Source organism: Shewanella sp. MF08487 (assembly GCF_050848685.1).
GTDB classification, from domain to species: Bacteria; Pseudomonadota; Gammaproteobacteria; order Enterobacterales; family Shewanellaceae; genus Shewanella; species Shewanella glacialipiscicola.
On sequence record NZ_JBOZPB010000019.1, the window covers coordinates 79,818 to 99,149 of the forward strand.

The 19,332-nt window shown below is 46.2% G+C and carries 15 protein-coding genes, 1 tRNA gene and 1 rRNA gene; 7 read left to right on the plus strand and 10 right to left on the minus strand.

Annotated elements, in window-relative coordinates:
• The first annotated feature begins 87 nt into the window (after positions 1-87).
• Positions 88-4,353: a formate dehydrogenase subunit alpha gene (gene fdhF / locus ACRN9H_RS13660; RefSeq protein WP_432314449.1), complete on the plus strand. Its 4,266-nt coding sequence runs from the start codon at positions 88-90 to the stop codon at positions 4,351-4,353.
• 167 nt (positions 4,354-4,520) lie between these two features.
• On the opposite strand, the gene ACRN9H_RS13665 is transcribed toward fdhF, so the two are convergent.
• From ACRN9H_RS13665 to ACRN9H_RS13685, 5 genes are all read right to left on the minus strand, one after another.
• Positions 4,521-6,185: a methyl-accepting chemotaxis protein gene (locus ACRN9H_RS13665; protein ID WP_432314451.1), complete on the minus strand. Its 1,665-nt coding sequence runs from the start codon at positions 6,183-6,185 to the stop codon at positions 4,521-4,523.
• Positions 6,186-6,304: 119 nt separating this feature from the next.
• Complete coding sequence (chrA, locus tag ACRN9H_RS13670; RefSeq protein WP_432314453.1) at positions 6,305-7,453, minus strand: chromate efflux transporter; 1,149 nt, start codon at positions 7,451-7,453, stop codon at positions 6,305-6,307.
• A gap of 191 nt (positions 7,454-7,644) precedes the next feature.
• Entirely contained in the window at positions 7,645-8,817 is a 1,173-nt protein-coding gene (gene rlmC, locus ACRN9H_RS13675; RefSeq protein WP_432314479.1) for a 23S rRNA (uracil(747)-C(5))-methyltransferase RlmC, read from the minus strand.
• 123 nt (positions 8,818-8,940) lie between these two features.
• Positions 8,941-10,116 carry a glycerol-3-phosphate dehydrogenase/oxidase gene (locus ACRN9H_RS13680; RefSeq protein ID WP_432314455.1) on the minus strand — a complete coding sequence of 392 codons (1,176 nt, stop codon included), beginning with the start codon at positions 10,114-10,116 and terminating at the stop codon, positions 8,941-8,943.
• 131 nt (positions 10,117-10,247) lie between these two features.
• On the minus strand, positions 10,248-10,766 hold the full coding sequence (locus ACRN9H_RS13685; RefSeq protein ID WP_432314457.1) for a MarR family winged helix-turn-helix transcriptional regulator: 519 nt from the start codon (positions 10,764-10,766) through the stop codon (positions 10,248-10,250).
• Between the two features lie 129 nt (positions 10,767-10,895).
• Here ACRN9H_RS13685 and ACRN9H_RS13690 point away from each other — a divergent pair, with 129 nt between their 5' ends.
• The 3 genes from ACRN9H_RS13690 (at position 10,896) to ACRN9H_RS13700 (ending at position 13,330) form a co-directional block, all read left to right on the plus strand.
• Entirely contained in the window at positions 10,896-11,321 is a 426-nt protein-coding gene (locus ACRN9H_RS13690) for an organic hydroperoxide resistance protein (RefSeq protein WP_432314459.1), read from the plus strand.
• A 291-nt stretch (positions 11,322-11,612) separates the two neighbouring features.
• A complete protein-coding gene (locus tag ACRN9H_RS13695; protein ID WP_432314461.1) occupies positions 11,613-13,058 on the plus strand; it encodes a cytochrome C biosynthesis protein in 1,446 nt (481 codons plus the stop codon).
• 86 nt (positions 13,059-13,144) lie between these two features.
• Positions 13,145-13,330, plus strand: coding sequence for a hypothetical protein (locus ACRN9H_RS13700; protein ID WP_028759392.1), 186 nt, complete (start codon positions 13,145-13,147; stop codon positions 13,328-13,330).
• Positions 13,331-13,415: 85 nt separating this feature from the next.
• Here the strand turns inward: ACRN9H_RS13700 and ACRN9H_RS13705 are convergent, their stop codons facing one another.
• From ACRN9H_RS13705 to ACRN9H_RS13715, 3 genes are read right to left on the minus strand one after another with little or no spacing between them, the layout of a single operon-like run.
• A complete protein-coding gene (locus tag ACRN9H_RS13705; RefSeq protein ID WP_432314463.1) occupies positions 13,416-13,706 on the minus strand; it encodes a hypothetical protein in 291 nt (96 codons plus the stop codon).
• Between the two features lie 31 nt (positions 13,707-13,737).
• A complete protein-coding gene (locus tag ACRN9H_RS13710) occupies positions 13,738-14,286 on the minus strand; it encodes a methyltransferase domain-containing protein (protein ID WP_432314465.1) in 549 nt (182 codons plus the stop codon).
• A 2-nt stretch (positions 14,287-14,288) separates the two neighbouring features.
• Positions 14,289-14,699 carry a hypothetical protein gene (locus ACRN9H_RS13715; RefSeq protein WP_432314481.1) on the minus strand — a complete coding sequence of 137 codons (411 nt, stop codon included), beginning with the start codon at positions 14,697-14,699 and terminating at the stop codon, positions 14,289-14,291.
• A 476-nt stretch (positions 14,700-15,175) separates the two neighbouring features.
• On the opposite strand from ACRN9H_RS13715, the gene fccA reads away from it, so the two are divergent.
• The 3 genes from fccA (at position 15,176) to ACRN9H_RS13730 (ending at position 18,968) form a co-directional block, all read left to right on the plus strand.
• Positions 15,176-16,966 (plus strand): fumarate reductase flavoprotein subunit FccA, encoded by a 1,791-nt coding sequence (gene fccA / locus ACRN9H_RS13720; protein ID WP_432314467.1) that lies wholly within the window; start codon positions 15,176-15,178, stop codon positions 16,964-16,966.
• Positions 16,967-17,172: 206 nt separating this feature from the next.
• On the plus strand, positions 17,173-18,162 hold the full coding sequence (locus ACRN9H_RS13725; protein WP_432314469.1) for a 2-hydroxyacid dehydrogenase: 990 nt from the start codon (positions 17,173-17,175) through the stop codon (positions 18,160-18,162).
• A 68-nt stretch (positions 18,163-18,230) separates the two neighbouring features.
• Complete coding sequence (locus tag ACRN9H_RS13730) at positions 18,231-18,968, plus strand: dienelactone hydrolase family protein (protein WP_432314471.1); 738 nt, start codon at positions 18,231-18,233, stop codon at positions 18,966-18,968.
• Between the two features lie 132 nt (positions 18,969-19,100).
• Here the strand turns inward: ACRN9H_RS13730 and ACRN9H_RS13735 are convergent.
• Both ACRN9H_RS13735 and rrf read right to left on the minus strand, forming a co-directional pair.
• Positions 19,101-19,177, minus strand: a tRNA-Asp gene (locus tag ACRN9H_RS13735).
• Positions 19,178-19,213: 36 nt separating this feature from the next.
• Positions 19,214-19,329, minus strand: a 5S ribosomal RNA gene (rrf, locus tag ACRN9H_RS13740).
• Positions 19,330-19,332 lie beyond the last annotated feature (3 nt).

The window sequence follows — 19,332 nt, forward strand, 5'->3', positions numbered from 1 at the left end:
AAAGCTGTCTAGGTATACTCGAAGCAACCTAAGCCTGCAGCCCCGCGCTATAGCAGCTAAGCACCCTACATATAAAAAGGCCATGGGATGATAGAACTTCGAATTGATGACCAAGTGTTGTCGGTTAATCCGACCGATAACCTACTGCAAGTGGCGCATGCTGCTGGCATAGCCATACCCAGCTTATGTGATCCCAGCGCAGCCTCGCAGCAATTAGGCATTCACGAACATGCAGACAAGCAAGCCTGCAATTTGTGTGTCGTCCAGATTGAGAATTCCGACGCCAGTTTGCGCTGCGTACGCGCCTGTGAAACGTCCGCCACTGTCGGCATGCGAGTCATAACTCAGTCTGAATACTTAAGTCAAAAACGCAAACAAGCGCTGACTGAGATCTTGAGCGATCATTTTGCCGATTGCGAAGCCCCCTGCCAACAAGCATGCCCTGCGGGCGTCGATGTGCAGAGTTACCTGTATCACATCGCCCAAGGCAACCATACTGAAGCCGTTAAAGTCATTAAACAAACTTTGCCGCTACCACTGTCCATTGGCCGTGTCTGCCCTGCTTTTTGTGAAGCACAATGTCGCCGCGGGCTGGTCGATGAGCCCATTGCCATACGCCAATTAAAACGTCACGCCGCCGACCTCGACTTAGCTGATGGCGAAAATGGGGGCATGAGTTATGTGCCGCCACGCCAAACCGACACGGGCAAAAAAGTCGCGATTATCGGTGCGGGTCCAGCAGGGTTAAGTGCCGGATATTACTTATCAAACCAAGGCCATAGCGTTGAGATATTCGAATCTATGCCACAGGCGGGTGGTTGGCTACGTTATGGCATTCCTGAGTATCGTTTACCTAAAGCGATACTAGACAAGGAGATCGCACTCCTGTGCCGCAATGGCTTAACCATCCACACAGAAACACGTCTCGGTCACGAGATACATTTAAATCAATTAGTTGAAGATTTTGATGCCGTCTGTCTCGCCATTGGCGCCCAAAAAGCTGTGCCAATGGATTATCCCGGCAGCACACTTGCGGGCTGCTACTTAGGTGTCGATTACTTAAAAGATCATTGTCTCGACAAGACACTCGTACTGGGCAAAAAAGTCGCTGTCATTGGTGGTGGCAATACCGCTATTGATTGCGCCCGCACAGCGGTGCGTGAAGGCTGTGATGTCACCTTAATTTACCGTCGTACCCGCGCAGAAATGCCCGCCGAAGCTTACGAAGTACACGAGGCCGAAGTCGAAGGGGTGAAGTTTCATTTTTTAACCAATCCGCTTGAAAACCATAGCGATGCGCAAGGTAGAGTCCATTCAGTCACCTTCGCTAAGATGGCACTCGGCGAAGCCGATGCCTCTGGCAGACGTGCTCCCGTTGATACCGGTGAAACCTTTACCCAGGATTTTGATACTGTAATAGCCGCAGTATCGCAAACTCCCGACCTGAGTTTCATGCAAGATCCCGCGAGTCCTTTAAGCCAAGGCACACTTGCCCTCAGCCGCTGGAATACCTTCATTGGCTGCGAGCACACTATGTCGTCCGGGGTTGAAAAGCTCTTTGTGGTGGGCGATGCGCGCCGCGGTCCTGCCACCGCAGTTGCCGCCATAGGTGATGGCCATAAAGCCGCAATTGCCATAGATAAATTGCTCAAACAAGGCCTAAGCTGTGAGCTGCATGCCACTGAATTTAATTCATCAAAAGCAGTCGGTAACACAATAAAACAAGGCTTGCCAACTACCGAACTCTACCCCTATGTCGCACGTAAAGCCCGTTTAACCATGCCCGAATTGAACGCGGTGCAACGTTTACTCAATTACGGCGAAGTCGAGCTAGGCTTTGCTCCCGATGCCGCCATGCAAGAGGCTGCGCGTTGCCTTGAATGCGCCTGCCAAGCCAATACGGATTGTAAATTAAGGGACTATGCGACCGACTACCATGTCGAGCCTAAGTCACTCAGCACTCAAAGCGCGCGCAAGTTTTCGGTCGATAAATCGAGTCCGTTCATTCAATTTGATGCAAATCGTTGTATTAGCTGTGGTAAGTGCGTCGATGTGTGCCAGTTGCAGAGTGGCCATTGTGCGATTCAATTTGCCCATGATTCTTATCAAGCACTGCCGCAAGACATAAGCGAAACCGCCACGCGCCGCGCACCGAGAGTCGGCTTTAGCGCTAGCATGGCCGACAGCAAATGTGTGCAATGCGGCAACTGTGTGCAGGTTTGCCCAACGGGTGCACTCGTCGATGCGCGGGATAAACGCCAAGGCGATGAAATGCCACTCAAAACCGCATCAACGATTTGTACCTATTGCGGCGTAGGCTGTCGGCTTGACCTTAAAATCGATACCAGCACGAATCAGATCCGTCATATCGAGGGCAATAAAGAGTCTGTGGTAAACCAAGGCATGTTGTGTGTGAAAGGCCGGTTTGGTTTCGATTTTATTCACTGTGAAAAACGCCTCACCACGCCACTCATTCGTAAAAATGGCCAGCTCACGCCAAGTAGTTGGCCTGAAGCCATCGCCTATGTGGCCGAAAATTTACAGCGAATAAAACAGCAACATGGCAGCAATGCACTGGCAAGCTTGGCCTCGGCAAAAGCCACCAATGAAGAAAACTTCCTCCTGCAAAAATTTGTCAGAAGCATACTCGGCACCAATAACATCGACCATTGCGCCCGTCTGTGCCATTCATCCACAGTCACAGGCCTGCAGCAAAGTATCGGAAGTGGCGCTATGACCAACGACATTCCGAGCATTCAAGCATCGGATGTGATTTTTATCATAGGCTCAGACACCAGCAGTGCTCACCCGATCATCGCCTCGAAAATTAAGCAAGCCGTGGCTTTGCATGGCGCGAGACTAATGGTGGCCGACCCTAAACGTGTCGCCATTGCCGACAGTGCACAGCTTTATGTCGCCCACAGACCCGGCACTGACGTCATGCTACTCAATGCGATTATGGCGGAAATTATCCGCAACGACTGGCAGGATAAAAGCTACATTGCCGCGCGCACCGAAGGCGTGGATGCTCTCTATGCTGAACTCAAAAAAGTAGATTACAGCCTAGAAAATGCAGCCTTGATAACAGGCGTTAAAGCCGAAGATATCGCCCGCATCGCACGCACCATAGGCACTGCCGACAAAACCGCAGTCTACTATGCCATGGGCATTACCCAGCACACGACGGGACACGACAATGTTACCGCCATATCTAATCTACAACTTCTGTGCGGCAATATTGGGGTTGAAGGAGCGGGGATTAATCCACTGCGGGGACAAAGTAATGTGCAAGGTGCCTGTGACATGGGCGCACTGCCTAACTTCTTCAGTGGTTACCAAAAAGTCACCGACATTCATGCCAGAATGCGTTTCGAGGCACATTGGCAAACGCCGTTATCGGGAGAAATTGGCGTGACCGCAACCAATATGATGCATGATATTTCCAAAGGGAAAATCAAGGCTTTATATGTAATGGGCGAAAACCCCGTATTAAGCGACCCAGATCAAGCCCATGTGCTTAGGGCGCTTAATGTAATCGACTTTTTAGTGGTGCAGGATATCTTTCTCACCGAAACCGCCGAGCTTGCCGATGTGGTTCTGCCCGCCGCAGCCTTTGTCGAAAAACGCGGTCATTTCACTAATACTGAACGACGAGTGCAGCGACTCGAACAGGCCCTGCTACCGCCAGGTGAAGCCCTTCCCGATTGGCAAATTGTCCAAGCCATTGCCAATGCGATGGGTGCCGCTTGGGATTACCCTAATGAAGAAGCGATTTGGCAGGAAATCAATGAGCTGACACCACAATATCGCGGCATTACTTGGCAGCGATTAAGCACTGGAGTTGACGGTAAAATTCCCCAAGGCATTCAATGGCCATGTCCAGATGAAACCCATCCGGGAACGCCCATCATGCACCAAGGTCAATTCACCCGCGGCTTAGGCAAGTTCACACCAGTAAGTTATCGCTTACCCGCAGAAATGCCCTGCAGTGAGTACCCGCTCACTCTGTCGACCGGACGTTTACTGGAACAGTTCCACACAGGCACCTTAACCCGTAAAACGGCTGGACTCGACTTACTCGGCTCGCCTAAAGTAATGATTTCAGTCTACGATGCCGAGCAACTCGGCATAGGCAATGGCGATAAAATCAAACTCACAACCCGTCGCGGTGAAATTGAAATCGACGCCTTTGTGACGAAAAGAGCCCAAGCTGGCGTACTATTCCTGCCCTTCCACTTTGTGGAAGCTGCGGCGAATAAACTCACCATCAATGCACTCGATCCTGTCGCTTTTATCCCAGAATATAAGGTCTGCTCTGTGAGGGTGGAACGGGTTGTCGAGAAGATTGATTAAGGCGAACGAGCTAAGGTGAATGGGTTAACGTACATTGACTAGAGTGAATTAGCTAACGCGAATTCGCTTGGATGAATTCACTAAGCTGAATTAACGCTTAAAAAATAAACGAGCCAAATAAAAACGGGAGACCTTAAGTCTCCCGTTTTTATTCAAGATTGAGACGATTAAATCCTAAACTGCCCCACTAATTTACCTAAATTAATGCCTTCCTCTGATACCGTCAGACTCACTCTGGCCGCATCTTCACTGGAGTGCAGTAGCTCATTCACAATCTCTTGGATGGCATACACGTTACGATTAATTTCTTCGGTTACTGAGCTTTGCTCTGTCGCCGCAGCCGCAATTTGGGTACTCATATCATTAATCGCCGTCACGGCAGATGTCACTGAACCTAAACTTTCTGAAATCGTACGAGAAGAATCCACCGAACGCACGCAGCTTTGTTGACTCTCTTCCATGGCTTTCACGGCTTGGGTCACTAGCTTATGTAATGCCGATAACATCTCGTTGATTTCTAACGTACTCGCTTGAGTTCGGCTGGCTAAGTTACGCACCTCATCGGCGACCACAGCAAAACCTCGGCCCTGTTCACCGGCACGGGCCGCTTCGATGGCGGCGTTTAATGCCAATAGGTTGGTCTGCTCGGCAATACCACCAATCACTGACAGTACGCTGTTGATTTTCTGAGATTGCTCGCTGAGTGATTTGATACTGCCCGCTGCATTATTGATTTGCGACATTAAAGAGGCAATTTCTTCCAGCGAAGCATCAACACAGCGCTGGGCATTAGCCACATCGCCCGTTGCTGCGTGGGTGGCCTCTGCCACTTGAGTGGTATTTTTAGCCACTTCGTTCGCAGTGGATGACATCTCAGTAATCGCCGTCACCACCTGATCGGTTTCATTGTTATGACTCACCAACTGGCTCGACATGACTTTAGTTTGCGCATGAATCGCATTAGCTGCCGTTTTTACTTTAGCCGTCGCAGTCGCGACATCGCCGATAATATGCTGAAGTTTATCGACAAAGAGGTTAAAGGAGCGCCCAAGTTGGGCAATTTCGTCTTCACCTTTTACAGTAAGTCGCTTGGTTAAATCCCCTTCACCCTTAGCAATATCATTTAAGTTATCGGCCATATTCTTGATTGGCACGACCATACGATGGGCGGCAATCATAATGATAAAGCCCGTAATACCCGTAAGGAAAAGCGCTATCAGCAAAATCGCGAAGGATTTTTCTACCATTTGCTCTGTCACTGTGGCGCGATATTCCTCAACAACAGCTTCAATATCATCGATATATGCCCCAGTACCTAACATCCAGTCAGTACCTGGGATCATCATGGCGTAACTGATTTTTTCAATCTGCTCATTAGTATTAGGTTTTTGATAGTAATAGGAAAAACTACCATCGCCACGTTTAGCGGCATCGAGCAGACCGACGATAATTTTAGTGCCGCGGGGATCGGTCATATCTATTTTATTTTGCCCCTCAAGATTGGGCATCGTGGCATGAAAAATACTTTTTCCTTGAGAGTCATACATGAAGAAGTAACCCGCACTGCCAAAACGTATATCCCTTAAAGCTTGATTTACATCACCTTTTTCTTTTAGCGATAATTGATAATTCACTATGCCTGCGGCAATTTCAGTGGCTTCTTTGATTTGTTGTTCACGCTCATCAACCAGCTTAGTTCTGAAGGTCGCGACAGTATCAGTAAGCGCATCTTCTTCGATATAATATGATACAGACATCAACACCAGTAACGCTAAGATCAACGGAAATAGCGATAACATCAGCAGTTTGTTGCGCAAACTAAAATTCGACATACCTAGATACTCCAAAGGGATACTGCTTATAATTATTTTTGGAGTATAGCTAAAATGAATAAATACGGATGCTATTTAGTTAACAAATTATTAATTTTATTCAAAACCTTAATAAAGAATCAAATTGAATGCAGTAACATTCCGCTCAGACTAAAACCGACTACCAGTAATAGCATCGATGGTTTTAATAACTTTAAGGCACCAAAACCGAGTAATACTAAAGCCATATCCTTGCCCGAAAATACCGCTTGGGAAAAAACCGGTTGATAAAGCGCCGCGGCGAGTAACCCCACAACACAGGCATTCACTCCCGCGATAGCGCCAGCAATTTTAGGTCTTGCCGCAATGGCATGCCAGCTTTTTAGGGCCACCAGCATCAATAAAAAACCCGGTAAAAAAATGGCAATGGTCGCAATGGCAGCGCCCTTCAATGGGCTATCGAGCAACATCTCAGCGCCTAAAAAGCTGGCAAAGGTAAACATAGGTCCAGGCACAGCTTGAGCAAAGGCATAACCCGTTAGAAAGCGATCGCCACTTAAGGTATCGCCCACTGCCGTTTCTAACAGTGGCAGTACAACATGACCACCGCCAAATACTAAACTCCCCACACGGTAAAACTCACCAAATATCCACGCCTCTGGCCCAAGCTGCACGATAAAAAAGCTACCGATGAGTAACACTAAAAACAGCAATAAATAGATGTAGTTCAATCGAATAGGGGTAAGTGGAGTTGCATCATCTTGCATCACGCTCAACTTATAAATACCGATAGTCGCAGCGCCGAGTAACAGGATTATTTGCGTCCACATAAATGGCGCAATCAAAGTCGTCGCAGCACTTACGAGCATTAACAACCGGGCGGATTTGCGTTGGCAGAACTGCTTAAACATGGCAAGAACGGCATCGGTAACCACAACGACGGCCATCAATTTAAGCCCATAAATCATCCCTTGAACATAATGATTAGCGAGCCACGCCGACGTTGTTACCGCCAGTAAGTACATCAAGATAAAGGAAGGTAGCGTAAAACCAGTAAAGGCAGCAAGCGCCCCCACCAGCCCGCCTCTTTGATAACCAATGGCAAAGCCCACTTGGCTCGACCCTGGTCCCGGCATAAATTGGCTTAAGGCGACGAGACTGGCGTAACGCTTATCATCGAGCCAACCGAGTTCGTTGACAAAAGTGTGCCGGAAATAACCAATATGCGCCGCAGGTCCGCCAAAACTCATCAAGCCCAAGGTAAAAAAGCGTAGGAAAATCTGTAGCATAAATCGCCGCCATTCAATGCATAAAGTGCTGAATATTATGCCACTAAAAAGACACTATGATGAAGTATCACGCGAGCAATGCTGATAAAAGTAGGGCAAGGGCTCCGCCCTTAAGATGATTAACTGGAACGAAATATTAGTAAAACAACCCAGTACAATGACTTAGATTAGAATAGAGAAGCGATAAAACATCAGTTTTTCACTAACATGGCTAACACTTCAAAATGATCCGTATGCGGGAATAAATCAAATAGCTGCACTTTGGTTAAGTGATAACCTTGAATATGCTCGAGATCTTTGGCTAAAGTTTTCGGATTACAGCTGGAATAGAGTATCGCTTTGGGAGCAAACTCGCTTAAGGACTGACACAGCGCCTCGCCAATACCACGTCGCGGCGGATTCACAATAATCAAATCGGGTTTTTCGGCAGCGCTTTTGCCCTTGGCAAAGTCGGTGGAATCAAGCGCCATAAACTGCACATCTTCAAGCCCCATCATTTGCGCCGACATTTGCGCGCAGGCAATCGCCTCGGCTTCGATTTCAATCCCTGTCAACTTGATATCTTTCGATGCACAGTGCAGTCCAAAACCGCCCACACCACAGAACAAATCCCATAATGAGCGAGGTGAAAATTCAGCGACCCATTCTCGGGCCGTTTGATACAGCTTTGCCGCAACCTGCGGATTAGTCTGAAAAAAACTTTTAGGCCGAATAAACAAAGGCACATGATTAAAGCGCTCTTCGAGGCGGGTATTCTCGGTTAAAAAAATCTCTTCCTCGCCTTCGAGAATTGCCATGTGAACGGGTTGAATATTAACTGACACCACTTTGATCTGCGGATATTCCGCAAGTAATGTCGGCAATTCACGTTCGATACGTTCGATACCATTGGTAGAGCGTAATACAAAACGCAGCAGATACTCACCACGTACTTGACTGCGGGTTAGCAAAATAAACTTAAGCTCACCTTTGGCTTTATCGACGCGATAAGGAGGAATGCCTGCCTGCTGCACAAAGCGGTTTAAGCGATGTAATAACGTTTGCATATCAGCGGGATATAACAGGCAGTCGCAAAGATCTACCGCCTCGCCACTTGGGCTAATAATCCCCAACACGGGTTCATGGGCGGCACCGAGCACCACCATTTTGGCTTTATTACGAAAGCCGCTGTCATCGCCAGTAATGGGAGGCAAAAAAAGTTCTGCCGAATTTGCGGGAATAAAAGGTGCGAGTAATTGCTGTAATATTTGGGCTTTAGCCGCTACTTGCTGCGCCATAGGCTGCTGAATATGTCGGCAAGAAAGACACTGGCCTTGATTAAAATAATCACATTGCTTGACGGTATTAACAATGACAGTGTTCACGGTGGCAGCACTCACGAAAAATCCTAGATATCAGTAAAAAGCGCCACACTGTAGCGGTTTTACGGATAAAAATCACCTTGAAGCGCACTCAAATCCGCATCAAGCACACAATTTATGGCGCATTCAAGATAGTGTGAGTTTATTCACATCGGCAATCGATGCTCGCTTACCAATGGCCTTTTCAATCCATTCAAGCACTTCTGCCGAGGTACTACGAAAAGTGGTTAACTTACCGCCGTACAAACTGAGTATTCGGGGATGGGAAATCGATGTCTGCATCAGGGTATCCCGCGGCCGTTCAAAGGCTTGGCTATTTTGCTTAGGCAAGACTCGAATACCACAGAAGGTTTGGGTTATCTTTGCTTTAAGTGCATCGGACTCTGGCGCTAGCGGAAAGTAATGTTTATAAATCCCCAGCAGATAATTAATTTCAGACTCGGTCGCCTCGGGTGGTTTATCCAAAGAAGCCAGTTCTGTTTCTGTGGTGCCAACCAAGGTTTGCCCATACCAAGGCATCACAAATATGACCCGCTTATCAAAGCAAGACTCTAAATACAAGATGCCGTTGGGTGCGGGAATATCCAGTAGCACATGGGCGCCTTGCACCCAATCGAGTGCGACACCCGCTAGCGGAGGTAACACTTTACTCAAAACCTCATTCACCCAAGGGCCAGCAGCATTAATCACTAATCTCGCCTCGGCTTTGTGGGTCTCGCCTCGATGGTTAAAGCTCAGCTCGCAGCCCTCGCGTCTATGCGTTAATGCTACCAACTCAGCCTCAGCATAAACCTCAGCGCCAAGCGCTTGTGCGCTGCGCGCGACGGCCTGCGTTAACAATTTATCGTCGGTCTGCGCATCCCAATACTGAAATACCGCCTTTAATCCTATGAGTTTTAGCCCGGTTAAACGGTGCCAATGTACAGCGGGTAATGATACAAATTGTCCTAAGGGATCAAACTGGCTTAGCAGCGCATATAAACTCAACCCAGCACGTATGGTCAAAGGACTACGCTGACTGTTGCCATATACGGGAATATAAAACGGCACAGCTTTAACCAGAGTGGGCGCCAGATCGAGCAAATGACGTCGTTCAAGTAAGGATTTACGGACTAAATTAATTTGACCCGTTTCTAAGTAACGCAAACCGCCGTGGATAAGTTTGCTGGAATTAGCCGACGTTTGGCCGCCAATCTCGCCTTTTTCGACCAACAGAGTGGAATAGCCCGCTGCAGCCGCATATTGTGCAATGCCGACACCGCTAATCCCTCCGCCAACAATCGCTATATCGAAACAGGCCATAACTCACTCTCGCTCACGTTTAATAGACGGTCGACCTACTGCCTCACTATATAGTTCATCTCAACCATACAGACAATCAGGTTCAATCGAACAGTTCATAAGCGTTAATATGTCAATAAGTGAGTCTTAGATCAAATATCTGTAGCAGTAGGGGCATCTGCACTAGTTTGTAATTGCTTAAGTGTTTGATCGCAAATAGCCTTTAAGGCTTTTAACTCGCTCGTCTCACCCCCTACTTTGCAACGCATTAAATGGGGGACTTCGCTTGCCAGTGTTTTGAGAGTAAATCCTGCTGGGGTTAACGCTAACACTCTCACCCGCTCATCTTGCTCGCTGCGGCCACGAGTCACTAATCCTTTAGATTCTAAACGTTTTAGCAATGGCGTTAACGTGCCTGAATCGAGAAAAAGTTTATCGCCTAAGGTTTTAACATTGATCCCCTGCTCTTCCCACAGCACTAGCATGACCAAATACTGCGGATAGGTTAAATCTAATTTATCCAACAAAGGACGATAGGCCCGCACCATCGCATTCGCAGCGCTATAAAGTGAGAAACAGACTTGATTTTCAAGACATAACGCATCATCTGTGCTGGCATTTTGGGTTATATCGACAGAATTAGCACGAACATTGGACTGGGTTGTTGTCATAGGAAGATCCGACACATTAACTATGTTGTGCACAATATACTTGCATTCACACTGAAGATCGAATTATAGTTTACCACAATTGAATTGCGCACAACCAAAATTAATCCTTAACCTTAAAAGGTCGATACTATGAAAACACTTTATGAAACACGCGCCACAGCTAGAGCCGGTCGCCAGGGTCAAGTCAGTACTGATGATGGTTTACTCGATGTCGCGTTGGCCTATCCAAAAGCCATGGGGGGAAGTGGACTTGCTACTAACCCAGAACAGCTGTTTGCCGCAGGTTATGCAGCCTGTTTCTCAAATGCGATTTTACATGTAGCCAAAATAGACAAAGTGGATATTACCGAAGCTCCAGTGAGTGCCAATGTAGGCATAGGTGCCAATGACGCCGGTGGTTTTGCATTAGCGGTTGCCTTAGAGGTCAGCTTAGATTTACCGCTAGAGACTGCTGAAGCTTTAGTGCGTCATGCACATCAAGTTTGCCCATACTCAAACGCAACACGTAATAATATCGACGTTAAGCTCAGCGTAAATGGCGTAGCGTTAGGTTAACCCTATCGTCTATACACATTGTTCTAGCCAGCAATAAAGCACCTTAGGGTGCTTTATTTTTATGACGCTATAATAGAGTTAAGCTAGTGAGCACACCCGAACTCGTGGCCCCCCGAAGTGCGCAACGCACTACGCTAAAGATAAACTTGTTTCAGTTCCCAAAAAATAGGTTATTCGCGAGTTAACTAACACTTCTTCATATCTAATTTAAGCAAACTGATTGATTTAAGTAGAGTAAGAGTTAACCAAATCGTGTGACGATACTTAAACCCACTATGAGTGGGAGGCACTATGACAAAATACCTATCGAAATTATCCCTCTGTTTCTCACTGTTATTGCTCGTTACCTTTTCTATCCCAAGTTGGGCCGAGATAGCGTCGTCAGACACAACAGATCAAACATGGCATTATGTGAATGAACAGGGTGAGCTTAAAATTAAGCTGTATTTTTTTTGGTCAAAAACCTGCCCCCATTGTGCAGAAGCTCATCCTTTTATTGATTCCTTACCACAAAAATACCCTTGGATAGAGCTTGTATCCCATAAAGTGTCCGACACTGGCGTGCAGGATATTTGGCAGAACATCGCCGCTAAAACCAGCACAGAGGCGCGTTCTGTGCCCTACATGGCCAGTTGTGAAAAAGCGATTATCGGTTATTCAAGTGCCGCGGTCACCGGGGAGTTCTTAGTCAATCGCCTGAAGAATTGTTATTTATCCCTTGGCGGTAAATTAAGCGAAGCAGACTTACCAACTAAGGGAGTGGCTAATACAGCCCAAAACGCAGCAGCGGATGCGCCACTCTTTGGTACTTGTGGCACCGATACTGGCGACGGTACCTGCGACGCCACTAGCTTGAATGAGCCAGCCACGCAGTCAAATGGCCAATCTGAAGTACAACCTGTTGAATTACCCTTAATTGGCGTAGTCACGCCCGAGACCATGTCGCTACCGCTACTTACCTTAGTGCTCGCAGGTGTTGATGCATTTAACCCCTGCGCTTTTTTCGTATTGTTATTTTTATTGTCAATCATGGTCAACGCCAAGAGTCGCGGCCGCATGTTGCTGGTTGGCGGAATTTTCGTGTTCTTCTCAGGCTTTATCTATTTCTTATTTATGACCGCGTGGTTGAACATCTTCCAATTACTGGGCGCGGGTAGCGATGGTGGCATGATCATCCTAGCGGCAGGTTGCTTAGCCTTGATAGCTGGCGTTATCAACGTCAAGGATTATTTCTTTACTAAGGGAGATGTCACGCTGTCGATGTCGGCAGAAAATCGCACCAGTTTGATCAAGCGTATGGGCAAACTGTCTAACTCCAGTAGCTTAGGTGCGTTACTTATCGGCTCTACCGTATTAGCCATTCTCGCTAACGCCTATGAATTACTCTGTACCGCGGGCTTCCCGATGATCTACACCAGCGTACTGTCTATGCATAATTTACCTGACATTGAACGCTATATGTACCTGGTTTTGTACAATATTGTTTATGTAATACCGCTAGCGATTATTGTTATCGTGTTCAGTGCGACCTTAGGCAAACGCAAACTGACTGAAAAAGAAGGACAAACGCTAAAACTTATGTCAGGTGTGATGATGTGCGGTATGGGGATTGCACTGGTTATCGACCCAACAGCACTGCAAAATGTGGGATTGGCACTCGGGTTAATCTTTGGTTCACTCGGGATCACGGCGATGATTTTACTGGGTCGAAAATGGTTAGCAACTTATAAAAAGTAATCGAAAATAGGCAAATTAACCTATTATGACTAAAGTAAATATAGGATCCGCCGATAGATGGGCTCAGCTTACAATCGAGGTTAGTTATGTCAATTTCACTGAACACCCAAGCTATCGCACCTAATTTAGAAAATGGTGCAATTGGCGTTAAGGTTGCTCAATTAGCCAAAGAGCAGCAAAAAGCCGAAGGTAAAATTGCGGTAGATTTAATTGCTGCCGCAGCGCCAAAGCCAGTAGGCAATGCAGGCCACAATATCAACACTACGGCCTAATTGTTTGCTTGTTAGCATCAAAAAAGCGCCTCTAATGATAGGGCGCTTTTTTTTTGCTTATTTGTTGATAGGCAGTCAGAGTCATTTAAGAAAAAGCATTACCATTCACATGCATAATGGTAAATGTCCACACTACAAATGCCAGTGGGATATGCACTAAAGCATAAAAACACTGATCGAGTCGTCCCATTCCTTTTGCTAGCCAAATCAAATATAAGTGTATAGAAATCACTAGCGGAAAAAGCACTAACAGCGGATAAAGTGCCACAGGGCTGGCATCGGAAAATAAGCTATGACTTAATAAAGCCCAAACAACCATAGTGGCAGTGGTTAGCGGTGGTGTTGCAATGCGATATTGCTCTGGATAGGGAAACATCCTACGGCCTCTTTTATATCAATCGATAAACTTACGTTTTAGGCTTTCGTGCAATCAACTGTGCTTTATAACTATTGTGAGTGGACTGCGGATCACATAACTGACCTTCAAAGTAATGTAAAGACTGCCAGTTAGCAAACACTGATTTAAGTTCATTTTCAGTCAGTAAGAAATCGGGGTTACGGGGTAGGCCTATCTGAGCTTGTTGCGCTGTAAAGGTTTCATAGACTATAACGCCTGTAGCCTTAACCGCATTGATGATTTGTGACCATAATGGCCGATGCAGATAATTAAATACTAAGACAATATCATATGCCTCAATTGGCAATAATGGCGCAGCTTCTGCTTCTAAATCACATTGATATTTGTGGGCATTCATATGCTCAATGTGTGACATGCCAGAGAGATCTCTGTCAATAAACGTCACCTCAGCCCCCTGTGCTAAAAACCACAACCCATTACGTCCAGAACCACAAGCGAGATCAAGCACCTTAAGTTCATCAAAGCATAAGTTAGGCCAAGCAAATTCTGTGATTAGTACTGCTGGAGTTACGGTTGACGCACGAGTGACTAACGTCATGATTAGCCCTTAATTTCTTTTTTCGAGTCGATTTGCCGACGGTGCACAATAGAATAGTGCCTCAGCCCCGCGGGGCCGTGGGATACAATCACAGAGAGAAAAACAATCGAAACCAACAGCTCAGGCTTAAAAGTCGCCAAAGGTACAAATAAGCTCAGCAAGCCTACTTTGACGATCGTTAACACGCCCTTAAGTTGGATAAGCCAGCGCCAATCCCGTACGATTTCCCATAGCATTAATATGCAGCCCGTCGTCATAGCAAGATACCAATAATTCAGCCACTGCACTTTATCAACACCCAATAAAATCCCCCCACCAACACCAATGATGCCTAAAATATGTAATGCCCTTAAACTGGTTTTACTTAAACGTTGAAACCAAAAACGTTTTTCTGATATCACTTTTTTTTGCATCATAACTCTCTGAAAATCAGTAATATAAACATTAATTATACTTGGATGTAATAAATATCGACGAAATAATATGATGAGGAGAACTCTCGATAATAAATCACGCATGCCACTCGTAATGATAAAATTATAATAATCATAAAAACAAAAGGATAATGCATCACATAGTAATTAACATTACTTATATTCCATCACATTACAATGACTTCTCACTATATGTTAACTCACGCAAGTTATACCGTATTCGACCAGTGATTAGCCTCTACTAAATTCATATATTCAATTCAGTTGCACACATTAAATAAGTTATTTCCGCAATAAAAAAGTTATGTGACCTGAACACATATATACCTCTTTAGATAGTGCTAAATTGGCAAATGGAGAATACTCTAAAAGCGCGTGAGCTATGCAGAAAATCAATATCACGCCACGACAAATACCCCTTATTAAGTAGATGAATGTACGGCGGAGGAACTATCATGTTCACAACAAAAATTCAAAAAACAGCACTAGCCATGCTGATCTCTGGTGCAATGGCAGGAACAGCCTATGCAGCTCCAGAAGTGCTAGCTGATTTTCACGGTGAAATGGGCAGTTGTGATAGCTGCCATGTTTCAGACAAAGGTGGCGTCAGCGATGACAATCTTAGCCATGAAAATGCTCAGTGCGTTAGCTGTCACGGCGATTTAAAAGAACTGGCCGCCGCCGCACCTAAAGATAAAGTATCACCACATAAATCTCACCTTATAGGCGAAATTGCTTGTACCAGTTGCCATAAAGGTCACGAAAAGTCAGTCACCTATTGCGATGCTTGCCATAGTTTTGACTTCAACATGCCTTACGGTGGTAAATGGGAACGTAAGTTTGTCCCTGTTGATGCCGACAAAGCAGCACAAGATAAAGCCATTGCTGCGGGCGTAAAAGAAACCACTGATGTGGTCGTTATAGGTTCAGGTGGTGCAGGTCTTGCCGCAGCGGTATCAGCCCGTGATGCTGGCGCTAACGTTATCCTGTTAGAAAAAGAACCGGTTCCAGGGGGGAATACTAAACTTGCCGCTGGTGGAATGAACGCTGCCGAAACCAAGGCACAAGCTAAGTTAAATATTGAAGACAAAAAGCAAATCATGATAGACGACACTATGAAAGGTGGCCGTAACATCAACGATCCTGAGCTGGTTAAAGTCCTCGCGAATAACTCTTCTGACTCTATCGATTGGCTAACCTCTATGGGTGCCGATATGACAGACGTTGGCCGTATGGGTGGCGCTAGTGTTAACCGCAGTCACCGTCCAACGGGTGGCGCTGGTGTGGGTGCACATGTGGCACAAGTCCTGTGGGACAACGCCGTTAAGCGCGGTACTGATATCCGCCTAAATAGCCGTGTTGTCCGCATTATTGAAGATGCGAAAGGCAATGTGACTGGCGTATTAGTCAAAGGCGAATACACCGGCTATTACGTCATCAAAGCCGATGCAGTTGTTATTGCAGCAGGGGGGTTTGCTAAAAATAACGAGCGTGTTGCTAAGTACGACCCTAAGTTAAAAGGCTTTAAAGCCACTAACCACCCAGGTGCAACCGGTGATGGCCTAGACGTAGCTCAGCAAGCTGGCGCAGCTACTCGTGATTTAGAGTTCATTCAAGCTCACCCAACCTATTCACCAGCGGGTGGCGTGATGATTACCGAAGCGGTTCGTGGTAACGGTGCTATCGTGGTTAACCGTGAAGGTAAACGCTTTATGAACGAAATTACCACCCGCGACAAAGCTTCTGCGGCCATTTTGCAACAAAAAGGCGAAAGTGCGTATCTAGTCTTTGATGACTCAATCCGCAAGAGCTTAAAGGCGATTGAAGGTTATGTGCACCTGAATATCGTTAAAGAAGGTAAAACCATCGAAGAGTTAGCGAAACAACTTAATGTTCCTGCTGCTGAGCTGGCAAAAACTATCGCTGCCTATAACGGTTTTGTGAAATCAGGTAAAGATACTCAATTTGAACGTCCTGATTTACCGCGAGAACTGAATGTCGGACCTTTCTACGCATTAGAAATTGCCCCCGCTGTTCACCACACTATGGGTGGCGTTGTCATTGATACTAAAGCCGAAGTGAAGAGCGAAAAAACCGGTAAACCCATCCAAGGTCTCTATGCCGCGGGCGAAGTAACCGGAGGCGTTCACGGTGCTAACCGCCTAGGTGGTAATGCAGTATCCGACATCGTCACTTACGGCCGTATTGCCGGTGCTGAAGCGGCTAAATTTGCCAAGGATCACTAGCCCAAAGTTATAAACTAAAGAATGTAAAGCTAAGTGTCATAAATCCATAGCGAGCCATCTTGGCTCGCTTTTTTATAACTATTAAACAATTGATGACAAAGCTCACTCTTTTAACGGGAGATTTTCTAAGGCTGAGGACAAAAAGGCCTAAGTCACTTACACTCTTTAGCAGATAACACTATCTGCAAACTCGGTAGGAGATTGAAATGAGAATTGGATTTTTTAGCGCAAAACATTACGACATGCAGTATTTTGACCACACGAATACCGCCTTTGGTGCACAAATTGAGTATTTTGATTATCGCCTTTGCATGCAAACAGTGAAACTTGCAGAAGGGTTTGAAATTGTCTGCGCTTTTGTCAACGACTCACTCTGCGAAGAAGTACTCGTCGAGCTGGCTAAGGGTGGCACTAAAGTAATCGCGATGCGTTGTGCTGGCTTTAACAATGTTGATTTAGTCGCTGCCAAGCGTTTGGGCATGCAAGTCGTTAACGTACCGGCCTATTCACCTGAGTCTGTTGCTGAACACACAGTCGCATTAATGTTGACACTCAATCGTAAAATCCATAAAGCCTATCAGCGCACCCGCGATGCTAACTTCTCACTTGAAGGTTTAGTCGGCTTTAACATGTTTGGTAAAACCGTCGGTGTGATTGGTACTGGTAAAATCGGTGTGGCAACGATTAAAGTACTACTTGGCTTTGGCTGTAAAGTCATCGCAGCAGATCCTTACGTTAATCCAGAAGTATTAGCACTCAATGTGAAGTATGAGGATCTTGAAACCATTTATGCTAACAGTGACATTATCAGCCTACACTGTCCACTCACAGCCGATAACCATCATCTACTCAATCAAGCCAGTTTCGCTAAAATGAAACCCGGCGTGATGGTGATTAACACTAGCCGCGGTGGCTTGCTAAATGCCTTCGATGCCATGGAAGCGTTAAAAATAGGTCAGATAGGTTCACTCGGCTTAGACGTATATGAAAACGAAAAAGGCCTATTTTTTGAAGATAAATCGAATGAAATTATTCAAGATGATGTATTTCGCCGTTTATCAGCCTGCCATAACGTAATTTTCACGGGGCATCAAGCTTTCCTCACCGAAGAAGCCCTAAGCGCCATTGCCAAAACGACTTTAAGTAACATAAAAGCACTATCTGCAGGTGAACTATCAGGTAACGAACTGTTTTAACTGACAGACAAAATTCTGACTGCTAAAGTGAGGCTTCACCTTTGAAGCCTCATATAGTGGATCTTAATATGTTAGTGATTCAGGAAACTCAGGATATCTTTACGTCCTCAGGGTCAATGCGCACTTATATCTACCGCCCAGAAGCACTGGGACAATTCCCAAGCATTATCTTTTATTCTGAAATATTTCAGCAAACGGCGCCTATTGCGCGCGCAGCTAATATTCTCGCGAGCCACGGTTTTGTGGTGTTAGTCCCCGAAGTATTCCACGAACTCAATCCCTTAGGTACAGTGCTAGCCTACGATGAGTCAGGTAAAGATAAAGGTAACGCCGATAAATTTACTAAGTCTTTAGAACAGCATGATAGTGACACCCAAGCGCTAGTAGGCTTTGCCCGTCAACAAGGCTATTGCAGTGGTAAAGTGGGGAGCATGGGCGTGTGTATCGGTGGGCACTTAGCTTATCGCGCCGCACTGAATCCCGCTATACTCGGTGCATTTTGCCTCTATCCAACCGATATCCACTCAAATACCCTACCCTGCGCCTATGGCAATGATTCTCTGAGCCGCTGCGGCGATATTCAAGGGGAATTGGTGCTGGTGTTTGGTAAACAAGACCCCCATGTATCTGCAGAAGGTCGAGTGTTGATTCATCAACGATTAATGGCATTAAACTGTCATTTCACTTGGCTTGAAGTCAATGCACAGCATGCTTTTATGCGTGATGAAGGTGAGCGCTACGATGCCGCACTGGCACTGCAAATGTACCTGCAAGCTGTGTCATTTTTCCAACGAGTTTTACGTTAATTTTTGGAGACGAGAGATAAATGACAACGCCGCAGATAGATAATTCTACGCGGCGTTTTTGATTAATAATGCATTTCTCACAACTAAAAACGAAAAAAGCCTCATCTTTCGATGAGGCTTATCTCTTTATGTTGGCGGAGCGGACGGGACTCGAACCCGCGACCCCCGGCGTGACAGGCCGGTATTCTAACCAACTGAACTACCGCTCCTTTAAGCTAACGTTTACACATTAACCTAAATTAGGCGCTTGGCGATGACCTACTCTCACATGGGGAGACCCCACACTACCATCGGCGCGTTTGCGTTTCACTTCTGAGTTCGGGATGGGATCAGGTGGTTCCACAAGGCTATTGTCACCAAGCAA